This window comes from Rhodanobacter sp. G1 (assembly GCF_055397855.1).
On record NZ_AP039674.1, the window covers coordinates 2,948,378 to 2,967,919 of the forward strand.

Genomic DNA, 19,542 nt, shown 5'->3' on the forward strand with positions numbered 1-19,542 from the left:
TCGCTGCAGACCCTCTGAATTGGCGCCGAAGTTGGACTCGAACAACAGCCCACAAACCGACACTTGTAGGCATTCATATCCGAAGAACAATCCGTGCTACCGTCAAAGTTACCGTCAACGCGCCGCGACGCCGGCCAGATCCGCACCCAATCCAGGCGCTCGCTCCAAGGCACCAGCATAGGCGGCCTGTAGCGTTGGCGACCTTAGAACTTGCCAAGAGGTCAGGTTATGGCCTTAGGATGCCCCTTGGGGAATTTCGGATATCAGGGGACAGAACGATGAAACGGACCATCTTCTTAATTGCCAGCGCCGCGCTGCTGGCCGGCTGCGCCAATCCAGGCATCGTCAAGATTTCCGACAACACCTACATGCTCTCGAAGGAAGACCATGCAGGCATGTTCGGCAACGCCGCCAAGCTTCAAGCCGATGTAATTGGACAAGCCAACGCGTTCGCTGAGAGCCAAGGCAAGGTCGCCGTTGGCGTTTCCACACAATCCATACCCGCTGGACCAGGACGCTTCGCCGAGTTCACTTACGAGTTTCGCGTGGTGGACAAGGATGACCCGCTAGCCCGTAACGGGATGTTGGTCGCCCGCCCCGATGTGGTCGTGCAGAACCAGCAAGCCGCTGCTCCATCTCAGCCGCAATCACATCAAGACCTGTACACACAGCTTATTAAGCTGAAGGACTTGCTCGATAAAGGCATCATCACCCAGGACGAGTACGACGCGCAGAAGAAAAAAATACTAGGGGAGCAATGAACATCATCGACGTAGGCACCTACCCATTGGCACCTTTCGCGCGCGCGAGGGGCGTGCCTGACCCCCTTTCATACAGAAGCCACGACTAAGATGACCGAAGTCGATAAATTGAAAGTGCTTGCCACACAGGCTGCACTGGGCACCCTCATCGTCCTAGTTGCCGGATCGCTCGTTCTCATATGGGGAGCAAGATTTGCGGCCAAGGCACGCGTGTCATTCTTGTACGCATTTGGGATTTCCTGCCTGCTCCAGGCAGCCTTTCTAGTCATAGGCGCTTTGTTCGGATGGTTCTTCTCTGAAAACCTGGCCATTGCATTTTGTATTGCGGTTCCTACCGCCTTGATATTTAAAGCACTCATTTTGCACCGTGCGTTTCGGTCGAAGAATCCCTCATCGCCCGTGGGGCGCACATTCATCGTCGCGCTCATTTATGAGGTGACTTCCCAAGTGATTGCAGCCATAACCATAGGACTCCTTTTCGCATGACTCAGAGGCGCTCCAGCCTCCAGAATTGAAATCTACTTAGGCGCCGGCTACAAGAACCCCCTTGGTATATCTATATAGGTACCCGATCGGCGGGTAGATTCAATGACCAAAAGTAGTCCGATAGACCCGTTCCACAGGTAGATTCGTCATGGCGTGTTCGTCAAAAAAGACCGATTTACCTGTTTCGTGGTTAAGGCATGCCCGTCTTGCGGGTATGGCCTTTCAATTTCTGGCGCCTGCTGGACGGACGGCAATGGTGACTGCACGTCCTTCCACAAACCGGAAGGAATAGACCTCGGTGAAAAGCTTACACGCACCCCGCAGTCGTCGATGGCCTTCCATGTCAACGCGTACAAATTCGGCTTGTGCCGCCCTCCCTGTTCGGTTCGCTCGATCATTCCGGCATTCTCAAGCTCTTTGGCAGCTTTCTGGACAGTCGTGTGTGTGCCGCAGCCGCGATCCTTCACAACGCCCCAGGCCACGCATAGATTGCCGTTATTGGAGCCGCAATACTGCCTGCACAGCTCGAAAAGCAGAACCTTTGCTGGTGCCGACAGGGCTCGGTACTTTCGGGTATTCATGACTTCGCGAGGGACTCCGGCAAAGCTAACTATTTCGCCGGAGCGCCCCTTCAGCCGCTCGCGCCGTTTAGCATCATGCTTCATGGCGTGCACCGATAGGCAGGATGTATTGGACGACACAGGAGCGTGCAGCCTTGATTGCCGCGCAGATTAAACGGGTGAGCGGCACTCATACAACGGCAGTCTCACCCGTCATGATTTTCTGAAACTCAGCAAGATCGGCACGGTGATAGCGCACCATACGTGAGCCGATCTTGCGATAGCGCGGACCTTTGCCGAGTGCGCGCCAGTTCCGTAGCGTCCGCACGGCGGTTGATAGGATCGCTGCCGCTTCGTGTTCGTCAACGAGTTCGCCGGGAGCGGGAAGGACGTTAGATGTCATTGCAGAATCCTCAGGGTTGCCCGCGTACTTGGCGGGATGTGCTGGGGAATACTGGACACCTAGGCGCGCGCACGCTTAGCTCTTGCGCGCTTTTTTGAGCCCCCGCCGAATTGTCGAGGCAGACGTGCTATGGCGCTGAGCCAATATTTCAGCCAGGTCGCGTGGATTCTTGCCGTTCGCAACTAGATTGTCTGCCTCTTGGCACCACTGGACATATCGGGCTACCGCCTCTTCATGTTTCTGAGCCCCAGTAACCCTGCCAGCCTTACGCATTGCCTCCTTCCGCTCTGCATCACGCTGCGCCGCTGGCCGAAGCATCAACACTTCGGGCCCAAAAATTAACTTGGCAAAATGATCCCCTTCACAACGCGCCGCACTTGCGATGCTTATCAATAGGTCAAGCGCAAGTGCTACATCGTCTGCGACCGGGGTTACATTCCTGTAGCCTGAACGCGGTGCGCGCTCTTTCAGCAGGCGGCGCGTTTCAGCTAGCGAGTGCTTCCGTAGCACGCAGTCGCGCAGTTCCGACAAGATGTCGTTGAGCAGTAGTGATGCATTGCGTGGCAGCTGCCCTAGCAGCCCATCGAAATCGCCTTTTTTGCGCAGTTTCGCTTTGGACACGCCAACATCAAACTCACTTGTCGATTTTTCCGACTCGCTTTCATCCGTCTGCGCCATGTTTCACCCAGCCCTGCGCTTAAATGGCACCACATCAGCGCCAGCGCGCAGCCCGTCCAGATAGTCGGCTAGCGATTGCATCATGCGGCGGCGTTCGTCCATGTACTGCGCCAGGTTGTAGGTGCCGCGAATCTTGTCTTTGTCCTTGTGCGCAAGCTGGCGCTCGATGGCGTCCGGCGTCCACCCGTGTTCGTTGAGCATCGTGCTGGCCATGTGGCGGAAGCCATGCGCGACCAGCGTGCCCTTATAGCCCAGCCGAGCCAGGGCTGCAGTCACGGCGGCCTCGCTCATGGAGCGCTTCGGATCGCGCGCGCCGGGGAACAGGTACTTGCTGTTGCCGGTCACGGTGCGCAGTTCGCGTAGGATGGCAACAGCCTGCGTCGACAGCGGCACGATGTGCGGGGAGGTTTCCGGGTCTTCTTTTTGCACGCGCCGCAGCTTGCGGATGCTGGGCGGGATGGTCAGCGTCGGATGTTTGCTTTCCAGGTCGACGTTCGCCCATTCGGACTGGCGAATCTCGCCGGGGCGGCACGCCCACATGGCGGAGAGCTTGAGCGCACAGCCGACAATGAACGTGCCGGCGTGCGTGTCGATGGCCCTCAGCAGCTCGCCGATGCGCTCGGGATCGGTAAGGGTAGGCAACCGCTTCGATGGCCGACGCGGTGGCATCAATTCCTTGAGCGGGGCGGCAGGGTTCATGCCGCGCGCGATGCGCTTGGTGGCGGCGGCGTACACCATGATGCGGCTCAGGTTCGCGCGCAGCCGATGTGCAAGCTCGTGGTGCCCGGCGTCGGCCAGGCCCAGCACGATGGGGGACAGGTCGTCCACGTCCAACTCGACAATCGGCTTTCTGCCGATCTTGGGGAAGACGTGTTTTTCCAGGTTGCGGGTTTCCTTCGCCGTTTGCGTCTGCACCCATTCGTGCGCGGCCTTGCGCGCCAGCCACTCGCGGGCGACGGCTTCAAACGTATTGGCCGCTGCGGCCGCGCTGGCGGCTTTGCTGGCCTGCCGCTGCTCGCTGGGGTCGATACCGTCGGCCACCAGTGCGCGGGCTTCCTCGCGCCTCTCACGCGCCTTGCGCAAGCTCACATCAGGGAAGGTGCCCAGGCTCAGCGTATTGCGCTTGCCGGTGTCGGGGCGCCGGTAATCGAAGCGCCACCACTTGGCCCCGTCCTGCTTCACCAGCAGATACATCCCGCGTTCGTCGGCCAACTTGTACGGATTGGCCTGCGGCTTGGCGTTGGCGACTGCGGAAGGGGTCAGCATGACGGTAACTCCCGGCAACAGGTCGGGCGAATGGCCCGGTTACCGTCAACGTTACCGCTCGACTTGGGTGACCACAAGGGACTTACCGGGCGCCTTGCGTGACGTGCAGGCAACAAAAAACCGCGCCGTGGCGCGGTTTCTAGGGTGTTTCGGGGTACTGCGTGATGCTTATATGGCGCCCGAAGTTGGACTCGAACCAACGACCCCCTGATTAACAGTCAAGTGCTCTAACCGGCTGAGCTATTCGGGCGGGAGCTGCGTAGTTTGTCGGCCGAGCAGCGGACTGTCAAGCCGACAGCCCGCATTGGTTGCACCGTCAGCCCGTGACAACGCGATAGCATGGCACGTAGGCCGCGCCGCCGGGCAGCTTCATGCGGTGCTGCTCGACGAAGGCCTTCAGCAGCTTGTCCAGCGCCTGCATGATGTCGCGGTCGCCGTCGATGTCGAACGGGCCGTTCTGCTCGATCGCCAGCACACCCTCCTCCTTCACGTTGCCGGCCACGATGCCGGAGAACGCGCGGCGCAGGTCGGCCGCCAGTTCGTGCAGCGGGCGGCCATGGCGAAGCTGCAGGCCGCGCATCGCCTCGTGGGTGGGGCGGAACGGGGTCTGGAATTCCAGCGGGATGCGCAGCGCCCAGTTGAAGAAGAACGCGTCCTTGGTGTCCAGGCGGTTGTTGCGCACCTTGTCGATGCCTTTGGCCATCGCCCTCGCCACCGCGGCGGGGTCATCCACGATGATCTGGTAGCGTTGCGCCACCGAGTCGCCCAGCGCAAGGCGCAGGAATTTGTCGATCTGCTCGAAGTATGCCGCCGACTGCCTCGGCCCGGTGAGGATCAGCGGGAACGGGATGCTTGCGTTGTCCGGATGCAGCAGGATGCCGAGCAGGTAGAGGATTTCCTCGGCCGTGCCCACGCCGCCGGGGAACACGAGGATGCCGTGACCGATGCGCACGAACGCTTCGAGGCGCTTCTCGATGTCCGGCATGATCACGAGGTGATTGACGATCGGGTTCGGCGACTCGGCTGCGATGATGCCCGGTTCGGTGATGCCGATGTAGCGGTTGTTGCGGCGGCGCTGCTTGGCGTGCGCAATGGTCGCGCCCTTCATCGGCCCCTTCATCGCGCCCGGGCCGCAGCCGGTGCAGATGTCCAGCCCACGCAGGCCGAGCTGGTAACCCACCGCCTTGGTGTAGTCGTACTCCTCGCGCGAGATCGAGTGGCCGCCCCAGCACACCACCAGGTTCGGGTCGATGTTCGGCTTGAGGATGCGCGCGTTGCGCAGGATCTCGAACACCACCTGGGTCAGCGCATCGGACGGATCCAGGTCGCCGCCGATCTGCTCCAGCTGGGTGGACACGTAGACGATGTCGCGCACCACCGCCACCAGCAGCTCGTTGACGCCGCGGATGATCTGGCCATCCACGAAGGCTTGCGCCGGCGCCTTGCTCAGCTCGATCTTGATGCCGCGATCCTGCTGCAGCACCTGGATGTCGAAGTCCGGGTACTGTTCGAGGATGGCGCGCGGATCGTCGCTGATCGTGCCCGAGGTCAGCACGGCCAGCGCGCAGCGGCGCAGCAGGCTGTGCAGGCCCGAATCGCTGGCGCCGCGCAGGCGCGCCACTTCGTGGCGGGAAAGAATGTCGAGCCCACCGGCAGGCGAAATCCGCGCGCTCACGGTGGCGTTGTGGCCGGCTTCGCCGGCACCTGCATCGTTCATCGGTATCTCCATGCCACTGTCCCGCAGGCACACGCCCGCGCGGATGCGGCGACCGTGAAGCTTCCCGCCTTGGCCGCAGCGCAGTCAAGGCAAGACGGCTCACAGGATTCGCGCCATGAAAAAGCCGGCGCCCTGCGGGGCGCCGGCTTCCGCCGCTACGCCGGGACGCGGCTCAGAACGTGTAGCGCACCGTCAGCATCGCCGACCAGCGCGAGACCACGTTGGTCTTGGTGTAGGTGCCGGCGTCGTACACGGTCAGCTGCTCCGGCTGGTAGTTGCCGGCCTTGTCCGTGTACAGCTTGTAGATGTACTTGCCGTCGGAACCCACGCCGGCGTAATCGGCAAGGTTGCGCGTCTGGTAGAAGCCCACGTCGTGCTGCTGCCCCCAGCGCTTGTTGACCAGGTTCAGCACGTTGTAGACGTCCAGGCGGATCTCGCCCTTGTTGCCCTTGAAGATGCCGGGGATCTCCTGGCGGAAGCTCATGTCCAGGTCGTTGACCCACGCGGCCGTGGCGGCGTTGCGCTGGGCGATCTGGCCCTGGTGCTTGCGCAGGTACTTGTCGCTCTGGATGTAGCTGTAGAACTGCTGGATCTGCGCATCGGTAGCCGGCTTGCCGTTCGGCTGCAGCAGGGTCGCCTCGCCGTTGCGCGGGATGTAGACCAGGTCGGTGCCCTGGCCGATGCCGTCGCCGTTGGCGTCGTTGCCGAAGGTCCAGCTGTACGGTTCGCCGGTGTGGCCGTCGTAGAACGCGCTGATGCTGGTGACGTAGTCGCCGAAGAAGCGGTGCTGCCAGGTGATCGACGCGTTGACGCGCTGGCGCACCGCGCGGTTGGAACGCGCCACCGTCTCGTCGTTCGGATTCACCCAGGCGTTGTTGGACAGGTTGGAGCTGGCCTGGCTGGAGGTGCCGGGATTGACCTCGGTGGAATTGCCGAAGGTCACGCCCACGCTGCCGAACCAGTTGTCGGAGAACGGCTTCTTCAGCGACAGGGTCAGCGCCTCGGCATGGCCCTTGTGGGTGTTGGTGAGGTAGGTGGAGTTGCCCGTGAAGCTCCTGTTTGCGTTGGCGCGCGCGTCGCCGCTGGAGCCGGCTTCGCCCGGCGTCTTCCAGTACTGGTTGCGGCCGTCAGGCATCGTGCCCGTGGGCGTACCGAGGTTGAGCATCTGGTACCAGATGCCGTTGCGCACCTTCACGTACTGGTATTCGGCCGAGAACACGGTGCCCCACCACGGCAGCTCGCGATCGAACGCCAGGCTGTACTTCCACACGGAAGGCAGCTTGAAGTTCGGATCGATGGTGTCCACGCCCATCTGGCTGTTGGCCGGCGGCGGCAGGTTCTGGCCGTGCGGATCGGCGCTGAACACCGGCAGGCCGTTGCCCTGCCCGGGCTGCACGCCGTAATCGTTGTACACCTGGTACACGGTGGTGGTGATGCCGTTGTTCTGGTAGGGGTTGGTCATCCACACCGTCGGCGGGTTGGACTGGAACAGGCCGAAGCCGCCGCGCAGCTGCATCATGCGCTCGCCGTCGAAGGCGTAGTTGAACGACACGCGCGGCTCGACGATGCGCAGGCCGTCGATGGTGTTGTCGTTGCGCAGCGGGGTGACGCCGCTGCCCGCCGCGTAGTTCGCCACCACCCGCCCGTTCGCGTCGATGCCGAAGGTCTGGCCGACCTTCGCGTTGTACACCGGCTTGTCGCCCGTGTTGGCCTGGTCGATGCGGATGCCGTACTGCACCGACAGGTTGCTGTTCACCTGCCAGGAGTCCTGCAGGAACAGGCTGGTCTGGCGCAGCGTCCATTGCGCCGCCACGTCGTCGAGGGTGTAGCCCTGCGACGGCTGGTAGATGTTGTACGAGCCGTAGATGCCCTTCTCGAAGTTGTCGATGCCGTAGAAGGTGTAGGCGCCGAACTCGGTGCGGCCGAACAGGTTGTAGATCTTGTTCTGCTGGAAGTCGATACCGGCCTTGAGCGTGTGGTCGCCCAGGTACACGGTGGCCGCCTCGAACAGGTTCCAGGTCTTGATGTTCAGCACGTTGTAGTGGCTGTACTGGTCTTCGCCCAAGTCGACATAGGGCGTGGAGCCCGACTGCTTGCCGTTCTTCGTGCTGATGCCCACGTCCACGAACACCTGCGGCTGCTGGTCGTCCACGGTGCGCACCTGCGAGAACTGGCGATAGCCGAGCTTGGTTTCGGTGGAGAAGTTCTCGTTCCAGTCGTCGAACAGCTGCAGCACCGTGTTCTTGGTGTCGCTGTTCTTGGTGTACCAGTAGCTGGTCAGGCCGATCGAATTGCTGGAATTGCCCTGCACGATGGGCTGGGTTTCCTTGGTGCGCTGGTAGCTCAGGCTGGCGCGGTGGTTGTTGCTGATGTTCCAGTCCAGCTTGGCCAGGTAGCGCTTGTCCTGCAGATCCACGTTGCCGCCGCTGAAGTTGCCAGGATTCAGGCCCAGCGCCTTGGCGGCGGTGATGATGCGCTGCAGGTCGCCCGGCGACACCTTGTTGGAAGTGGAGGGGCCGTTGCCCAGGCTGGCGTCGAGGGCATTGGCCGAATCGGCGCCGAGGCCGATGGTCTTCTCCTTCTCGTAGTTGACGAAGAAGAACAGCTTGTCCTTGACGATGGGGCCGCCCAGCGTGGCGCCGGCGGTCCAGTCGTGGTTGTAGCCGGCGTAGTCGTAGCCGGGGGCGTCCTTGTGCAGCCAGCCGGCCTTGCCGACCAGCTTGTCGGCGTTGCGGTAGGCGTAATACACCGAGCCGTGGAAATCGTTGGTGCCGCTCTTGGTGACGGCGTTGATGTTGGCGCCCACGGTGTCGGAAGCGACATCGAAGTTCGCGGTGGAGATGTTGTATTCCTCGATGGTGTCGGCCGAGATCGGCGAACCGATGTACGGCATGCCGTTGGAGTTCAGGCCGAACGGGTCGCCCACGCCAGCGCCATCCACGGTGATCGCGTTGTAGCGGTTGTTCATGCCCATCGTGGAGATGGCGCCCTCGCCGCGGTCGGAGATGCTCACGCGCGGGTCGAGGCGGGCGATGTCGGCGATCGAGCGGCCGGGCGACGGCGCCGCCTGCAGCTCGCGTTGCGAGACATTGGTGGACATGCCCTTGTTGTCCGGCGTGAAGGTCTGCGACAGCGCGCTGGCCGATACAGTGACGGCGCCGAGTTCTTTCGCGTCCTTGATCTGCGCGGCGCCCATCGTTAGGTTGACCGACGTGTCCTGCGCCAGCTGCAGGTAGACGCTCTTCTGCTCGGCCTGGGCCATGCCGGCCTTGGACACGGTGACGTCGAATGGGCCGCCCACGCGCAGACCCTGCGCCGCATAACGGCCGTCCGCGCCGGTGGTGGCGATCTTGGTGGTGCCCGACGGCTCGTGCACGATCTGCACGGTGGCGCCGGCCACCGGCTGGCCGCTGCCGTCGAGCACGCGGCCGCTGATCGAGGACGAGGTGTCCTGCGCCAGGATCGGCGAGGAAGCCAGCAGCGCGGCAATGGCGACCGGAAGCAATTTCGTGCGATTGGTGTTTCTCATCGTGGACCCCACTGTGGTTCGCAACAAACAACGATTCAGGGCAACAGCCGGGCCGACTGCCGCCCGATTTGGCGGGCAAGGCGGCGATTCTTCTTGTTTTCCCTGGGTGAAGCGGCCCGGGCCAGTTGCACTGGCGGCGTCCCGCTCGGCGTAAAGTTACGTTAAGAATATTACAGATTCGTAACTTCTTGCATATTTCGCTGTTTGCCACGAAGCATCGCGGGGGTCGCAACAAAAAAGGCCGGCCCCGAAGGAGCCGGCCCGATGGCCCACGCCGTACCGGCCGTGGGCGATGACCAGGACGTCAGTGGATCGAGACGCCGAAGGTGATCATGTAAGTGCGTTCCTGCAGGATCGAGTAGGTCGCCGCCCCCGTATAGAGCTTGTCGCCATTGACGTCGTACACGGTTCCGGCGCTCGAGGCCAAGAAGGGGTTGCTGGACGCCCAGGTGAAGGCGTGATGGTCGGTCAGGTTGAACACGTTGAGCTTGATGTAGGGCTTGGTGAAGTCCGTCGAGAAATCGGGCAGGTGGTAGCCCGCGCTCAGGTTGAACGCGGTGTAGCCGCCAACCTTCTCGGTGTTCGACCAGTCGCCCCACACTGCGCCGCGGTACTTCGCGCTCAGGCTGGCCCACAGTCCGCCCTGCTTGTAGCCGAGGCGCAGGTAACCCGAATTGCGCGGCGTGTTGGTCAAGGTCTTGCCCTTGGTCCAGTAGATGCCGTCGCCACCCGTGTTCACGTTGTCCTGTTGACGAGCCAAGGTATACGTGTACGAGCCGTACAGCGTGAACTGCCTGGTCAGCTTTACGCTGGCCTCGCCGTTCAGGCCGCGCATGTGCACGCTGGGAAGTTCCGTGAAGACTGTGGAACCGCTGTTCTCGTCATAGCCGCTCACCTGCTTATTGCGGAAGTTGGCGGCATAGGCATCGACGCTGGCCGACACTCGGGTCGTGTAGAAGCGCCAGCCCAGGTCGGCGCTCGTGGACGTCTCCGGCTTGTTGGTGGCGGTGAAGCTGTAGCCCGGATCCGGATGCTGCTCGTTGAAGATGGCCGCGGCGCCGTTTTGGGCGGCCGCACCGTTCACCGGCGCGCGGAACGTCCGGCCCATGCCGAAATAGAACTGGTTCTGGTCGTCCAGTTGGAACTTGGCGCCGATCGTGGGCGACCACTTGTGGTAGGTCAGGGCGAACTGGCCGCCGTAGCCGCACTTGTATTCGTAGTAATACTTGCCGCTGCACGCAGCAACGTAGGAGCCCGGATCCTGATAATCCCAGCCCACGCGCTTCGTCCAGACATAGGCCAAGCCCGCGGTGACCGTCCACTGGTCGGAAGGCGTCCAGGTATTGGTGGCAAAGGCCTTCTCGTTGGTGGTCGTGGTGTACTCGTTATAAGCCATCATCGTCTGTCCGTTGGGATAACGGATGAGGTCGGTGTGGCCCCAGATGTCGGCCGGTTGCCCCGTGGCGTAGTCGATCGGCATGAACACTTCCCGTTGCTGCTCGCGCGGGCGCTCCCACCATACGCCGTAGACCAGCGTGTCGTTCGTGCCAAAGTCCTGGCTCAGCTTGGCGATGACGCCCGGCCGGTAGGTGCTCTGCTGACTGTCGGAGGAAACCAACGCCTGCTGGCCCGGCGTGACCTTGCCATCGCCATTGAGGTCGGCATCCACGTAGCCGTACGTCCCGGAGGGATAGATCTTGGTCTTGCCCTTCATGGTGTAGCCGCTGGGCGTCATCTCGGTGAAGGCGGTGGCGCTGTCGCTGCCGCCATCGTTGTACTGGAAGTAGGGCACCACGGACAGATGCAGGCTGTCGGTCAGGGTGAACTCGCCGTCGGCGCTGGCCAGCCAGCTCTTGAACGGATTGACGTGCAGGCCGTAGTAGCAGTCGTTGTACGTCGTGGACGGACTGCAGTCGTTGGTGTAGGTGGATTTCAGGTTGGCCGGAACCGCCCAGATGCCGGAATAATTCTGGTCGTAGCGGGTGGCGGCCTGGGCCTTGGTGAGGTGCATGTAGTTGTTTTTCACCTCCCGGTTGTACTGCAGCGAGAAGGAGATCGAGTTGCGGTCGTCGATCGTCCACAGCGACTTGCCGTCGACCTTGGTCACCTTCTGCTTGCCGGGGCCGTCCCAGATGCTGGCTTCGTTGTTCGAGTACGAGAGCCAGGAGCGCACCGGGCCGAGGTCGCCGGTGTTCAGGCGCAGGAAGGTGCGGTGATAGCTGTTGCCGCCCAAGGTCTGGCTGATGTCCAGCTTGCCCTCGTGCGACGGGTCGATGGTCGCCCAGCCGATGGAGCCGCCGGCCGCGCCGGAGATCGGCTGGTCGACGTCCGGCCAGCCCTGCTGCACGGTGATGTCGCCCATGTTCTCGGCGTCGCCGTACTCGGTGGCGTACACCTTGTAGCTGCCGCTGTCGTTGATCGGCGCGCCGTTGACGGTGGTGCCGACTTCGTCGCTGGTGAAGCCGCGGATGGAGTAGTCGCCGTCGTTCAGGCCGGTGTAGTCGTCGGTGGACGTGAACACGCCGGGGATGCTCTCGATCGCCTGCGCGAAGGTGCCGCCGGGCGCGCCCTGCTGGATCGCCTCGCGGGTGATGGTGGACACCGCCTTGGGCGCGTCCTGCTCGGACATCAGGCCGCCGCCGAGGACAGGCATCGTGGCCGTCACCACGACCGACTGCAGTTCACGTGCGCGCTTGGTGGCCACCGCCGACACCTTGGAGGTGCTGGATACGCTGGCCTGGCCGCCGCCGCCCTGCTGGGTCGTGCCCTGCGTCGACTGGCTGTTGCCAGCCGTGGTCTGCGCCAACGTCATCGACGACGCCAGGCCAAGGGACAGTGCAATGGCAGCGGATAGGTAGGCTCGTTTCATGTGTGTACCCCGTAGTGCGAAGTGAAACCGGTAATGATCGATTTGTAGTAGCGGGCAAATGCGGAATCGCAAGAAAAAACGTAAATTCCGGGCACAAAAAAGCCCGACCTCCTATAAAGGTCGAGCGGCAGACCTGCGACTCGAATGTTCTTGCGGCTCGCTTACCTAGGCGCGCCGCCTTTCGTTGAAGCGTTGCGCATTGTTCCCTACGCATTTTACAACAATTTTACACTGGTTCCAGCCTTTTGCATTCGCAAGCGTATGGTTTCGTCAAAGCGCCAGGTGCAGGAACGCCGCCACGCCACCCATGAACATCTGCACCGACAAGGCGATCAGCAGCATGCCCATCACCCGCTCAAGCGCGGTGAGCACGCTCTCGCCCAGCCAGCGGAACAGGTAGGTGGAAAACAGCAGGATCAGCGCCGTGGCCGACCAGGCGCCGATCAGCGCGACGGCCCATTCGGCCGTGCGCCCCGGCTGGGTGTTGGTGAGCAGCAGCAGCGCCGCCATCGCCGAGGGGCCGGCCACGCCAGGGATCGCCATCGGCACGATGAAGGGCTCGCCGCCGCCGGACTTGCCGAAGATGCCGCCGCCGTCCGCCGGCGGAAACACCATGCGGATGCCGATCAGGAACAGCACGATGCCGCCGGCGATGCTGATCGAATCCGGCTTGAGCTGCAGCAGGCTCAGCAGGTGCTGGCCGCCGATCAGGAAGCCCAGCAGCACGCCCAGCGCGATCAGCAGCTCGCGCACCATCACGCGGCGGCGGCGCTTGGGCGGCACGTCCTTGAGCAGACTGAGGAACAGCGGGATGTTGCCCAGCGGATCCATGATCAGGAACAGCATGATTGCCGCCGACAAGGTGGTCATCTGCGATTCCATCAACCCTCTCCCCGCAAATCGAGCACGTGCCCGCGTGCCGACGCCCCCTGCGCGGACAGCAGCCAGACGAGCGCTTCCGCCGCGGCCTCCGGCAGGGGATGCTGCGTGGTGTCCTCGCCGAAATACGCCTGCCGGCGCAGCCGCGTGCGCATCGGCGCGGGCAGCAGCGCGTGCACGCGCAGCGGGCTCTCGTCGGTCTCCTCGTGCAGGATCGCCGCAAAACGTTCCAGCGCCGCCTTCGACGCGCCGTAGGCGCCCCAGTGCGCGCGCGCCAGCCGCTGCGGATCGTCCAGCACGTACACCGACGCGCTGTCGGCTGCCTCCTGCAGCAGCGGCAGGCAGGCCTGGGTGAGCGCGAACGGCGCGTTGACGTTGACGTGCATCGCGCGCAGCCAGTCGTCCGGCTTGTGCATGGAAACCGGCGTGAGGCCGGCAAAGCTGGCGGCGCAGTGCGCGATGCCGTCCAGCCGGCCGAAGTCGTGGCGCAGGCCGTCGGCCAGCGCGGCGTATTCGCGCGGCGTGGCGGTTTCCATGTCCAGCGGATGGAGCACCGGCTCGGCCAGGCCTTCGGCCAGCATGGCATCGTAAAGCTGCTCCAGCTGGCGCTTGCGCTTGCCGCTGGCGACGACGGTGGCGCCAGCGCGCGAGGCCGCACGCGCCACCGCGCCGCCCAGGCCGCCGTAGGCGCCGGTGACCAGTATCACGCGGCCAGCCAGGGTATTGCTGGCGGGCGTCCAGCCCACGGGGAGCTGCGCCGTCGGCAGCGTCATTCGCGCACTGCTCCGCTCACATCGCCGGCCATGCGCGCCAGTTCGCCGGAGGCTTCGAGGTCGACGACGATGTCGCAGCCACCGATCAGCTCGCCTTCGATGAACAGCTGCGGGAAGGTCGGCCAGTTCGCGTAGTGCGGCAGCGCGGCGCGGATCTCCGGATCGGCCAGCACGTTCACCGCATGGAACGGCGCACCGGCCTGCTGCAGCGCCTGCGCGGCGCGGCTGGAGAAGCCGCACATCGGGAATTCCGGCGTGCCCTTCATGAAGAGCACGATGGGGTGCGCAGCGAGCAGCGACTTGATTCGCTCGTTTACGTCCATAGGTCGGGTGTACGTCTTTACAATGCGGACAGACCGGTATTGTATCAGTCGGCCATCGGCGGCCGTCGGCCGCCGCGATCCCTTCCCCAGCCACCGTCAAGGAGCCACTCATGGCGATCGAACTTCCCGCCCTGCCCTACGAAAAGAACGCGCTCGAACCGCACATCTCCGCCGAGACGCTGGAGTACCACTACGGCAAGCACCACCAGGCCTACGTGACCAACCTCAACAACCTGATCAAGGGCACCGAGTTCGAGGGCGCCGCGCTGGAAGACATCATCAGGAAGTCCTCCGGTGGCGTGTTCAACAACGCCGCGCAGGTCTGGAACCACACCTTCTACTGGAACTCGCTGAGCCCGAAGGGCGGCAAGGAGCCCAGCGGCAAATTGGCCGACGCGATCGACAAGGCGTTCGGCTCGTTCGAGAAGTTCAAGGAGGAGTTCAGCAAGTCCGCCGCCGGCAACTTCGGCTCGGGCTGGACCTGGCTGGTGCAGCGCCCGGACGGCACGCTGGGCATCGTCAACACCTCCAACGCGGCCACGCCGATCACCGGCAGCGACAAGCCGCTGCTCACCGTGGACGTGTGGGAGCATGCCTACTACATCGACTACCGCAACGCCCGCCCGAAGTACCTGGAGGCGTTCTGGAACCTGGTGAACTGGGAGTTTGCGGCGAAGAACCTCGCCTGATTCCCCTGCGCGCCAACCCAAGGCGGAGCCCTCGGCTCCGCCTTTTTCATGCCCGGCCACCAAAGTAATGCTCCGGTTTGGACTTGACCGTTCACGTTGAGCGTAGCTCGCGTCAGCGAGCGAAGTCGAAACGCCATGCAGCCTTCGACTTCCTCGCTCCCCAGAACGCGGCCATCCATGGCCGCTCCCCGCGTCGGCCCTGACGGGCCTACGCTCAGGCCGAACGGAATTCAAACTTCCGCCGCCCCGACTCGCCGCGTTCAGGCGCAATCGCTACAATGCGCCGGTTTGCCCCGCACAATCCGGAGACCCCATGAGCGACCAGCCCAAGTACCGCCGCATCCTGCTCAAGCTCTCCGGCGAGGCGCTGATGGGCGAGGCCGATTACGGCATCGATCCCAAGGTGATCGGCCGGCTGGCCGACGAGATCATCGAGGTCAACCGGGCTGGCGTGAACATCGGCGTGGTGATCGGCGGCGGCAACATCTTCCGCGGCGCGGGCCTGGCCGCCGCCGGCATGGATCGCGTCACCGGCGACCACATGGGCATGCTGGCCACGGTGATGAACGCGCTGGCGATGGCCGACGCCATCGAGAAGCGCGGCGGCTACGCCCGCGTGATGAGCGCGATCCAGATCCACGACGTGGCCGAGGACTTCATCCGCCGCCGCGCCATCCGCCACATCGAGAAGGGCCGCATCGCGCTGTTCGCCGCCGGCACCGGCAACCCGTTCTTCACCACCGACTCGGCCGCCGCCCTGCGCGCGGTGGAAATCGGCGCCGACCTGCTGCTCAAGGCCACCAAGGTGGACGGCGTGTACACCGCCGACCCGGCCAAGCACGCCGACGCCACCCGCTACGACCAGCTCACCTACGACGCGGTGATCCAGCGCAACCTGCAGGTGATGGACACCGCCGCGATCGCGCTGTGCCGCGACCACCGCATGCCGCTGCGCATCTACGACATGACGGTGCCTGGCAACCTCATGCGCATCATGCAAGGTGAGCCGGTGGGCACCCTGGTGCACAACTGAGCCATCGATCCGCGCTGCTATACTTTCCGGCTTGCCGGATTCAAGTGGAAACCCGCCCATGATCAACGACATCAAGACCGATGCCCAGACCCGCATGGGCAAGAGCATCGACGCGCTCAGGCACGAGCTCACCCGCCTGCGCACCGGCCGCGCCAGCACCGCGCTGGTGGACGGCATCCGCGTGCCGGCCTACGGCTCGGAGATGCCGCTGAACCAGGTGGCCACGGTGGTACTGGGCGACGCGCGCTCCATCGTCATCACGCCGTTCGACAAAAGCCTGGTCGGCCCGGTCGAGAAGGCCATCCTGGCCTCGGACATCGGCATCACGCCGAACACCGCCGGCACCGTGATCCGCCTGAACATGCCGCCGCTCACCGAGGAGCGCCGCCGCGAGCTGGCCAAGCACGTGTCGCACGAGGGCGAGAACGCCAAGATCGCGATCCGCAACGTGCGCCGCGACGCCATGCAGAAGGTGAAGGATCTGCTCAAGGACAAGCAGATCAGCGAGGACGAGGAGCGCCGCGCCGACGACGAGATCCAGAAGCTCACGGATCGCTTCGTGAAGGACGTGGACGGCGTGGTGAAGGCCAAGGAAGACGAGCTGATGTCCATGTGATGGACACCGCGGCAAACCCGCACGCCGCGCATTTTCCCTCTCCCCTCCGGGGAGAGGGCCAGGGTGAGGGGCCAAGCTTGCGACATCCCCGCAATTCGAGCTCGCTCTGATGCAGCATCATCGCAAGCACCCGCCCCTCATCCGCCCCTTCGGGGCACCTTCTCCCCAGCGGGGAGAAGGACACAAAAGCCCCGCCTGCCGATGACCAAGACTCCCGCCCCCCCCCGCCACATCGCCATCGTGATGGACGGCAACGGGCGCTGGGCCAAGGCGCGCCACCGGCCGCGCAGCTTCGGCCACAACGCCGGCCGCAAGGCGGTGCGCGAGGCGGTGGAAGGCTGCCTGCGCGAAGGCGTGGAGGCGCTCACCCTGTTCGCCTTCTCCAGCGAGAACTGGAAGCGCCCCGAGGAGGAGGTCGGCGCCCTGATCGCGCTGTTCGTGCGCGCGCTGGACAAGGAGACCGACGAACTGCATGCGCAGGGCGTGCGGCTGCGCTTCACCGGCGACCTAGCCGCCTTCGACGAACCGCTGCGCGAGCGCATGCTGGCCGCGATGGCGCGCACCGCCGGCAACCGCAAGCTGCAGCTCAACATCGCGGTGAACTACGGCGGCCGCTGGGACATCGTGCAGGCCGCGCGCGATGCCGCCGCCGCGGTGGCGCGCGGCGAACTGCGCGCCGAAGCCATCGACGAGGCCGAACTGGGCCGCCGCATGTGCCTGGCCGAGCTGCCGCCGCTGGATCTGTTCATCCGCACCGGCGGCGAATGCCGGCTCAGCAACTTCCTGTTGTGGCAGTCGGCCTATGCCGAACTGCATTTCACCGATACCCTGTGGCCGGACTTCGACCAGGCCAGCCTGCGCCAGGCCATCGAAGACTTCGGCCGGCGCGAGCGTCGCTACGGCCGCACCGGCGACCAGCTCGCCGCCACGGGGAATCAGGGATAAGCATGCTGCGCCAACGCGTCATTACCGCCTTGCTGCTCGCGCCGCTGGCCATCGCCATCATCCTGCTGCTGCCCACGCCGTGGTTCGCCGCGGTGGCCGCCGCCGTGTTCCTCGGCGCGCAGGAGGAGTGGATGCGCCTCGCCGGCGTGCGCAAGCCGGCCGCGCGCCTCGCCCTGCTGGCGCCCGCCGCCGCGCTGTTCGTCGTGCTGTGGATCGCGCACGCCGGTCTGGCGACACCGCTGCTGCTGGTGCTGGGCGCGGCCTGGTGGCTGCTGGCCTGCCTGTGGCTGCGCCACTTCGCCTTCGGCGCCGCGCCCACGCCGGAAAACCGCGCGACGAAGCTCGTGGCCGGCGCCTTCGTGACGTTTCCCGCGTGGATCGCGCTGCTGGCCCTGCACGGCCGCGAGCCGCACGGCCCATGGTGGATGCTGCTGGCACTGGTGATCGTGTGGGCCGCCGACATCGGCGCGTATTTCAGCGGGCGCCGCTTCGGCAAGCGCAAGCTGGCGCCGCAGATCAGCCCCGGCAAGACCTGGGCCGGCGCATACGGCGCGATGGTGGCTGGCGTGCTGGTGGCTCTGGTTGGCGGGTGGCTGCTCGGCGTGCGCGCCGCGGCGCTGCCCGGCCTCGGTGCGCTGGCCGCGCTCACGGTGGCCATCTCCATCGTGGGCGACCTGCTGGAGAGCCTGATGAAGCGCCACGCCGGCATCAAGGACTCGGGCACCCTGATCCCCGGCCACGGCGGCCTGATGGATCGGCTGGACAGCGTGTTCGCGGCGCTGCCGGTGTTCGCGCTGGGCCTGCAGTTGCTGGGCGTGTGAGATGAGAAACGTCGCCGTCCTCGGCGCCACCGGCTCGATCGGCACCAGCACGCTGGACGTGATCGCGCGGCACCCGGATCGTTTCCGCGCCAGCGTGCTGAGCGCACACGGCAACGTGGCCGCCCTCGCCGAACTGTGCGCGCGCTTCCGCCCGGAGCTGGCGGTGATCGCCGATCCCGCGCTGGAAGGCGAACTGGCGCGCCGGCTCGCCGCGACCGGCGTGCGCTGCGAGGTGGCCAGCGGCCACGAGGCGCTGGCCGCCGCCGCGTCCGGCGCGCTGTGCGACACCGTGGTGGCTGCCATCGTAGGTGCCGCCGGGCTCGACTCCACCCTCGCCGCCGCACGCGCCGGCAAGCGCCTGCTGCTGGCCAACAAGGAATCCATCGTGCTGGCCGGGCCGTTGCTGCTGGACGCGCTGCGCGCGGGGGGCGGCGTGCTGATCCCCGTCGATTCCGAGCACAACGCGATCTTCCAATGCCTGCCCGGCGGACGCCCGGAGCTGGCGAAGAGCGGTGTGCGCCGGCTGATCCTCACCGCCTCCGGCGGCCCGTTCCGCGGCCGCACGCGCGCCGAGCTGGCCGCGGTGACGCCCGAGCAGGCCTGCAAGCACCCCAAATGGTCGATGGGCCGCAAGATCTCGGTGGACTCCGCCACCCTGATGAACAAGGGCCTGGAGGTGATCGAGGCGCACCACCTGTTCGGTGCGCCGGCCGGGGCCATCGACGTGCTGGTGCACCCGCAGAGCCTGGTGCATTCGCTGGTGGAATACGTGGACGGCTCGGTGCTGGCCCAGCTCGGCAACCCGGACATGCGCACCGCCATCGCCCACGCGCTGGCCTGGCCGGAGCGCGTGGAGGCCGGCGTGCCGCCGCTGGATCTCGCCGCCAGCGGCGCGCTGCAGTTCGAGGCGCCCGACCTGGACACCTTCCGCTGCCTGGCCCTCGCCTTCCAGGCGCTGCGCGCTGGCGGCGACGCGCCGGCGATCCTCAACGCCGCCAACGAAGTGGCGGTGGAGGCCTTTCTGGCCGGTGCCCTGCCCTTCCTGGCCATCGCCGAGGTGGTGGAGGGCGTGCTTGCGGAACTGCCGGCGCAGGCCGTGGTCGATGTGGAGTCCCTGGTCGCGCGCGACGGCGAGGCACGGGCCGCGGCCCGGCGCCAGTTGCGGCGGGCTTGCTGATATCCTTATCCGATAGA

At 64.9% G+C, this 19,542-nt stretch carries 18 protein-coding genes and 1 tRNA gene; 8 read left to right on the forward strand and 11 right to left on the reverse strand.

The window, feature by feature from the left end; translation table 11 throughout:
- Nucleotides 1-278: 278 nt before the first annotated feature.
- Together ACZ5Z2_RS13145 and ACZ5Z2_RS13150 are read left to right on the forward strand one after the other, a co-directional pair.
- A complete protein-coding gene (locus ACZ5Z2_RS13145) occupies nt 279-761 on the forward strand; it encodes an SHOCT domain-containing protein (protein WP_464759042.1) in 483 nt (160 codons plus the stop codon).
- A 90-nt stretch (nt 762-851) separates the two neighbouring features.
- A complete protein-coding gene (locus ACZ5Z2_RS13150; RefSeq protein WP_464759043.1) occupies nt 852-1,247 on the forward strand; it encodes a hypothetical protein in 396 nt (131 codons plus the stop codon).
- A 146-nt stretch (nt 1,248-1,393) separates the two neighbouring features.
- Here ACZ5Z2_RS13150 and ACZ5Z2_RS13155 read toward each other — a convergent pair whose 3' ends face one another.
- From ACZ5Z2_RS13155 to grxD, 11 genes are all read right to left on the reverse strand, one after another.
- On the reverse strand, nt 1,394-1,912 hold the full coding sequence (locus ACZ5Z2_RS13155) for a hypothetical protein (RefSeq protein ID WP_464759044.1): 519 nt from the start codon (nt 1,910-1,912) through the stop codon (nt 1,394-1,396).
- An 85-nt stretch (nt 1,913-1,997) separates the two neighbouring features.
- Complete coding sequence (locus ACZ5Z2_RS13160; RefSeq protein ID WP_464759045.1) at nt 1,998-2,210, reverse strand: helix-turn-helix transcriptional regulator; 213 nt, start codon at nt 2,208-2,210, stop codon at nt 1,998-2,000.
- Nucleotides 2,211-2,285: 75 nt separating this feature from the next.
- The gene (locus ACZ5Z2_RS13165; RefSeq protein ID WP_464759046.1) at nt 2,286-2,888 is read right to left on the reverse strand and encodes a hypothetical protein; all 603 of its coding nucleotides are present in this window, start codon (nt 2,886-2,888) and stop codon (nt 2,286-2,288) included.
- 3 nt (nt 2,889-2,891) lie between these two features.
- On the reverse strand, nt 2,892-4,154 hold the full coding sequence (locus tag ACZ5Z2_RS13170) for a tyrosine-type recombinase/integrase (RefSeq protein WP_464759047.1): 1,263 nt from the start codon (nt 4,152-4,154) through the stop codon (nt 2,892-2,894).
- 173 nt (nt 4,155-4,327) lie between these two features.
- Nucleotides 4,328-4,404 (reverse strand) — tRNA-Asn (locus tag ACZ5Z2_RS13175).
- Between the two features lie 66 nt (nt 4,405-4,470).
- Nucleotides 4,471-5,871, reverse strand: a complete 1,401-nt coding sequence (gene ppnN / locus ACZ5Z2_RS13180; protein ID WP_464759048.1) for a nucleotide 5'-monophosphate nucleosidase PpnN — start codon at nt 5,869-5,871, stop codon at nt 4,471-4,473.
- 172 nt (nt 5,872-6,043) lie between these two features.
- Complete coding sequence (locus ACZ5Z2_RS13185) at nt 6,044-9,400, reverse strand: TonB-dependent receptor (protein ID WP_464759049.1); 3,357 nt, start codon at nt 9,398-9,400, stop codon at nt 6,044-6,046.
- Between the two features lie 304 nt (nt 9,401-9,704).
- Nucleotides 9,705-12,269 (reverse strand): TonB-dependent receptor, encoded by a 2,565-nt coding sequence (locus ACZ5Z2_RS13190; RefSeq protein ID WP_464759050.1) that lies wholly within the window; start codon nt 12,267-12,269, stop codon nt 9,705-9,707.
- Between the two features lie 270 nt (nt 12,270-12,539).
- The gene (locus tag ACZ5Z2_RS13195; protein ID WP_464761708.1) at nt 12,540-13,139 is read right to left on the reverse strand and encodes a YhgN family NAAT transporter; all 600 of its coding nucleotides are present in this window, start codon (nt 13,137-13,139) and stop codon (nt 12,540-12,542) included.
- Nucleotides 13,140-13,150: 11 nt separating this feature from the next.
- Nucleotides 13,151-13,921, reverse strand: coding sequence for an SDR family NAD(P)-dependent oxidoreductase (locus ACZ5Z2_RS13200; protein WP_464759051.1), 771 nt, complete (start codon nt 13,919-13,921; stop codon nt 13,151-13,153).
- Nucleotides 13,918-14,244, reverse strand: a complete 327-nt coding sequence (gene grxD / locus ACZ5Z2_RS13205) for a Grx4 family monothiol glutaredoxin (protein WP_464759052.1) — start codon at nt 14,242-14,244, stop codon at nt 13,918-13,920. The genes ACZ5Z2_RS13200 and grxD overlap by 4 nt, the downstream gene beginning before the upstream one ends.
- A gap of 110 nt (nt 14,245-14,354) precedes the next feature.
- Between grxD and sodB the strand changes: the two genes are divergently transcribed.
- The 6 genes from sodB (at nt 14,355) to ACZ5Z2_RS13235 (ending at nt 19,525) form a co-directional block, all read left to right on the forward strand.
- Nucleotides 14,355-14,933 carry a superoxide dismutase [Fe] gene (sodB, locus tag ACZ5Z2_RS13210; RefSeq protein ID WP_464759053.1) on the forward strand — a complete coding sequence of 193 codons (579 nt, stop codon included), beginning with the start codon at nt 14,355-14,357 and terminating at the stop codon, nt 14,931-14,933.
- Between the two features lie 313 nt (nt 14,934-15,246).
- Nucleotides 15,247-15,966 (forward strand): UMP kinase, encoded by a 720-nt coding sequence (gene pyrH, locus ACZ5Z2_RS13215; protein WP_464759054.1) that lies wholly within the window; start codon nt 15,247-15,249, stop codon nt 15,964-15,966.
- 58 nt (nt 15,967-16,024) lie between these two features.
- On the forward strand, nt 16,025-16,582 hold the full coding sequence (frr, locus tag ACZ5Z2_RS13220; protein ID WP_464759055.1) for a ribosome recycling factor: 558 nt from the start codon (nt 16,025-16,027) through the stop codon (nt 16,580-16,582).
- Nucleotides 16,583-16,783: 201 nt separating this feature from the next.
- On the forward strand, nt 16,784-17,527 hold the full coding sequence (gene uppS, locus ACZ5Z2_RS13225; RefSeq protein ID WP_464759056.1) for a polyprenyl diphosphate synthase: 744 nt from the start codon (nt 16,784-16,786) through the stop codon (nt 17,525-17,527).
- Between the two features lie 2 nt (nt 17,528-17,529).
- Nucleotides 17,530-18,348: a phosphatidate cytidylyltransferase gene (locus ACZ5Z2_RS13230; RefSeq protein WP_464759057.1), complete on the forward strand. Its 819-nt coding sequence runs from the start codon at nt 17,530-17,532 to the stop codon at nt 18,346-18,348.
- 1 nt (nt 18,349) lies between these two features.
- On the forward strand, nt 18,350-19,525 hold the full coding sequence (locus tag ACZ5Z2_RS13235) for a 1-deoxy-D-xylulose-5-phosphate reductoisomerase (protein WP_464759058.1): 1,176 nt from the start codon (nt 18,350-18,352) through the stop codon (nt 19,523-19,525).
- Nucleotides 19,526-19,542 lie beyond the last annotated feature (17 nt).

Excerpts from the sequence above, each read along its gene's own strand:
- ACZ5Z2_RS13160 (WP_464759045.1), bottom strand. The coding sequence starts at position 2,210 with ATGACATCTAACGTCCTTCCCGCTCCCGGCGAACTCGTTGACGAACAC.
- ACZ5Z2_RS13235 (WP_464759058.1), top strand. The coding sequence starts at position 18,350 with ATGAGAAACGTCGCCGTCCTCGGCGCCACCGGCTCGATCGGCACCAGC.
- ACZ5Z2_RS13185 (WP_464759049.1), bottom strand. The coding sequence starts at position 9,400 with ATGAGAAACACCAATCGCACGAAATTGCTTCCGGTCGCCATTGCCGCG.
- ACZ5Z2_RS13195 (WP_464761708.1), bottom strand. The coding sequence starts at position 13,139 with ATGACCACCTTGTCGGCGGCAATCATGCTGTTCCTGATCATGGATCCG.
- grxD (WP_464759052.1), bottom strand. The coding sequence starts at position 14,244 with ATGGACGTAAACGAGCGAATCAAGTCGCTGCTCGCTGCGCACCCCATC.
- pyrH (WP_464759054.1), top strand. The coding sequence starts at position 15,247 with ATGAGCGACCAGCCCAAGTACCGCCGCATCCTGCTCAAGCTCTCCGGC.
- uppS (WP_464759056.1), top strand. The coding sequence starts at position 16,784 with ATGACCAAGACTCCCGCCCCCCCCCGCCACATCGCCATCGTGATGGAC.
- ACZ5Z2_RS13200 (WP_464759051.1), bottom strand. The coding sequence starts at position 13,921 with ATGACGCTGCCGACGGCGCAGCTCCCCGTGGGCTGGACGCCCGCCAGC.
- ACZ5Z2_RS13150 (WP_464759043.1), top strand. The coding sequence starts at position 852 with ATGACCGAAGTCGATAAATTGAAAGTGCTTGCCACACAGGCTGCACTG.
- ACZ5Z2_RS13230 (WP_464759057.1), top strand. The coding sequence starts at position 17,530 with ATGCTGCGCCAACGCGTCATTACCGCCTTGCTGCTCGCGCCGCTGGCC.
- sodB (WP_464759053.1), top strand. The coding sequence starts at position 14,355 with ATGGCGATCGAACTTCCCGCCCTGCCCTACGAAAAGAACGCGCTCGAA.
- ACZ5Z2_RS13190 (WP_464759050.1), bottom strand. The coding sequence starts at position 12,269 with ATGAAACGAGCCTACCTATCCGCTGCCATTGCACTGTCCCTTGGCCTG.
- ACZ5Z2_RS13145 (WP_464759042.1), top strand. The coding sequence starts at position 279 with ATGAAACGGACCATCTTCTTAATTGCCAGCGCCGCGCTGCTGGCCGGC.
- ACZ5Z2_RS13155 (WP_464759044.1), bottom strand. The coding sequence starts at position 1,912 with ATGAAGCATGATGCTAAACGGCGCGAGCGGCTGAAGGGGCGCTCCGGC.
- ACZ5Z2_RS13165 (WP_464759046.1), bottom strand. The coding sequence starts at position 2,888 with ATGGCGCAGACGGATGAAAGCGAGTCGGAAAAATCGACAAGTGAGTTT.
- frr (WP_464759055.1), top strand. The coding sequence starts at position 16,025 with ATGATCAACGACATCAAGACCGATGCCCAGACCCGCATGGGCAAGAGC.
- ppnN (WP_464759048.1), bottom strand. The coding sequence starts at position 5,871 with ATGAACGATGCAGGTGCCGGCGAAGCCGGCCACAACGCCACCGTGAGC.
- ACZ5Z2_RS13170 (WP_464759047.1), bottom strand. The coding sequence starts at position 4,154 with ATGCTGACCCCTTCCGCAGTCGCCAACGCCAAGCCGCAGGCCAATCCG.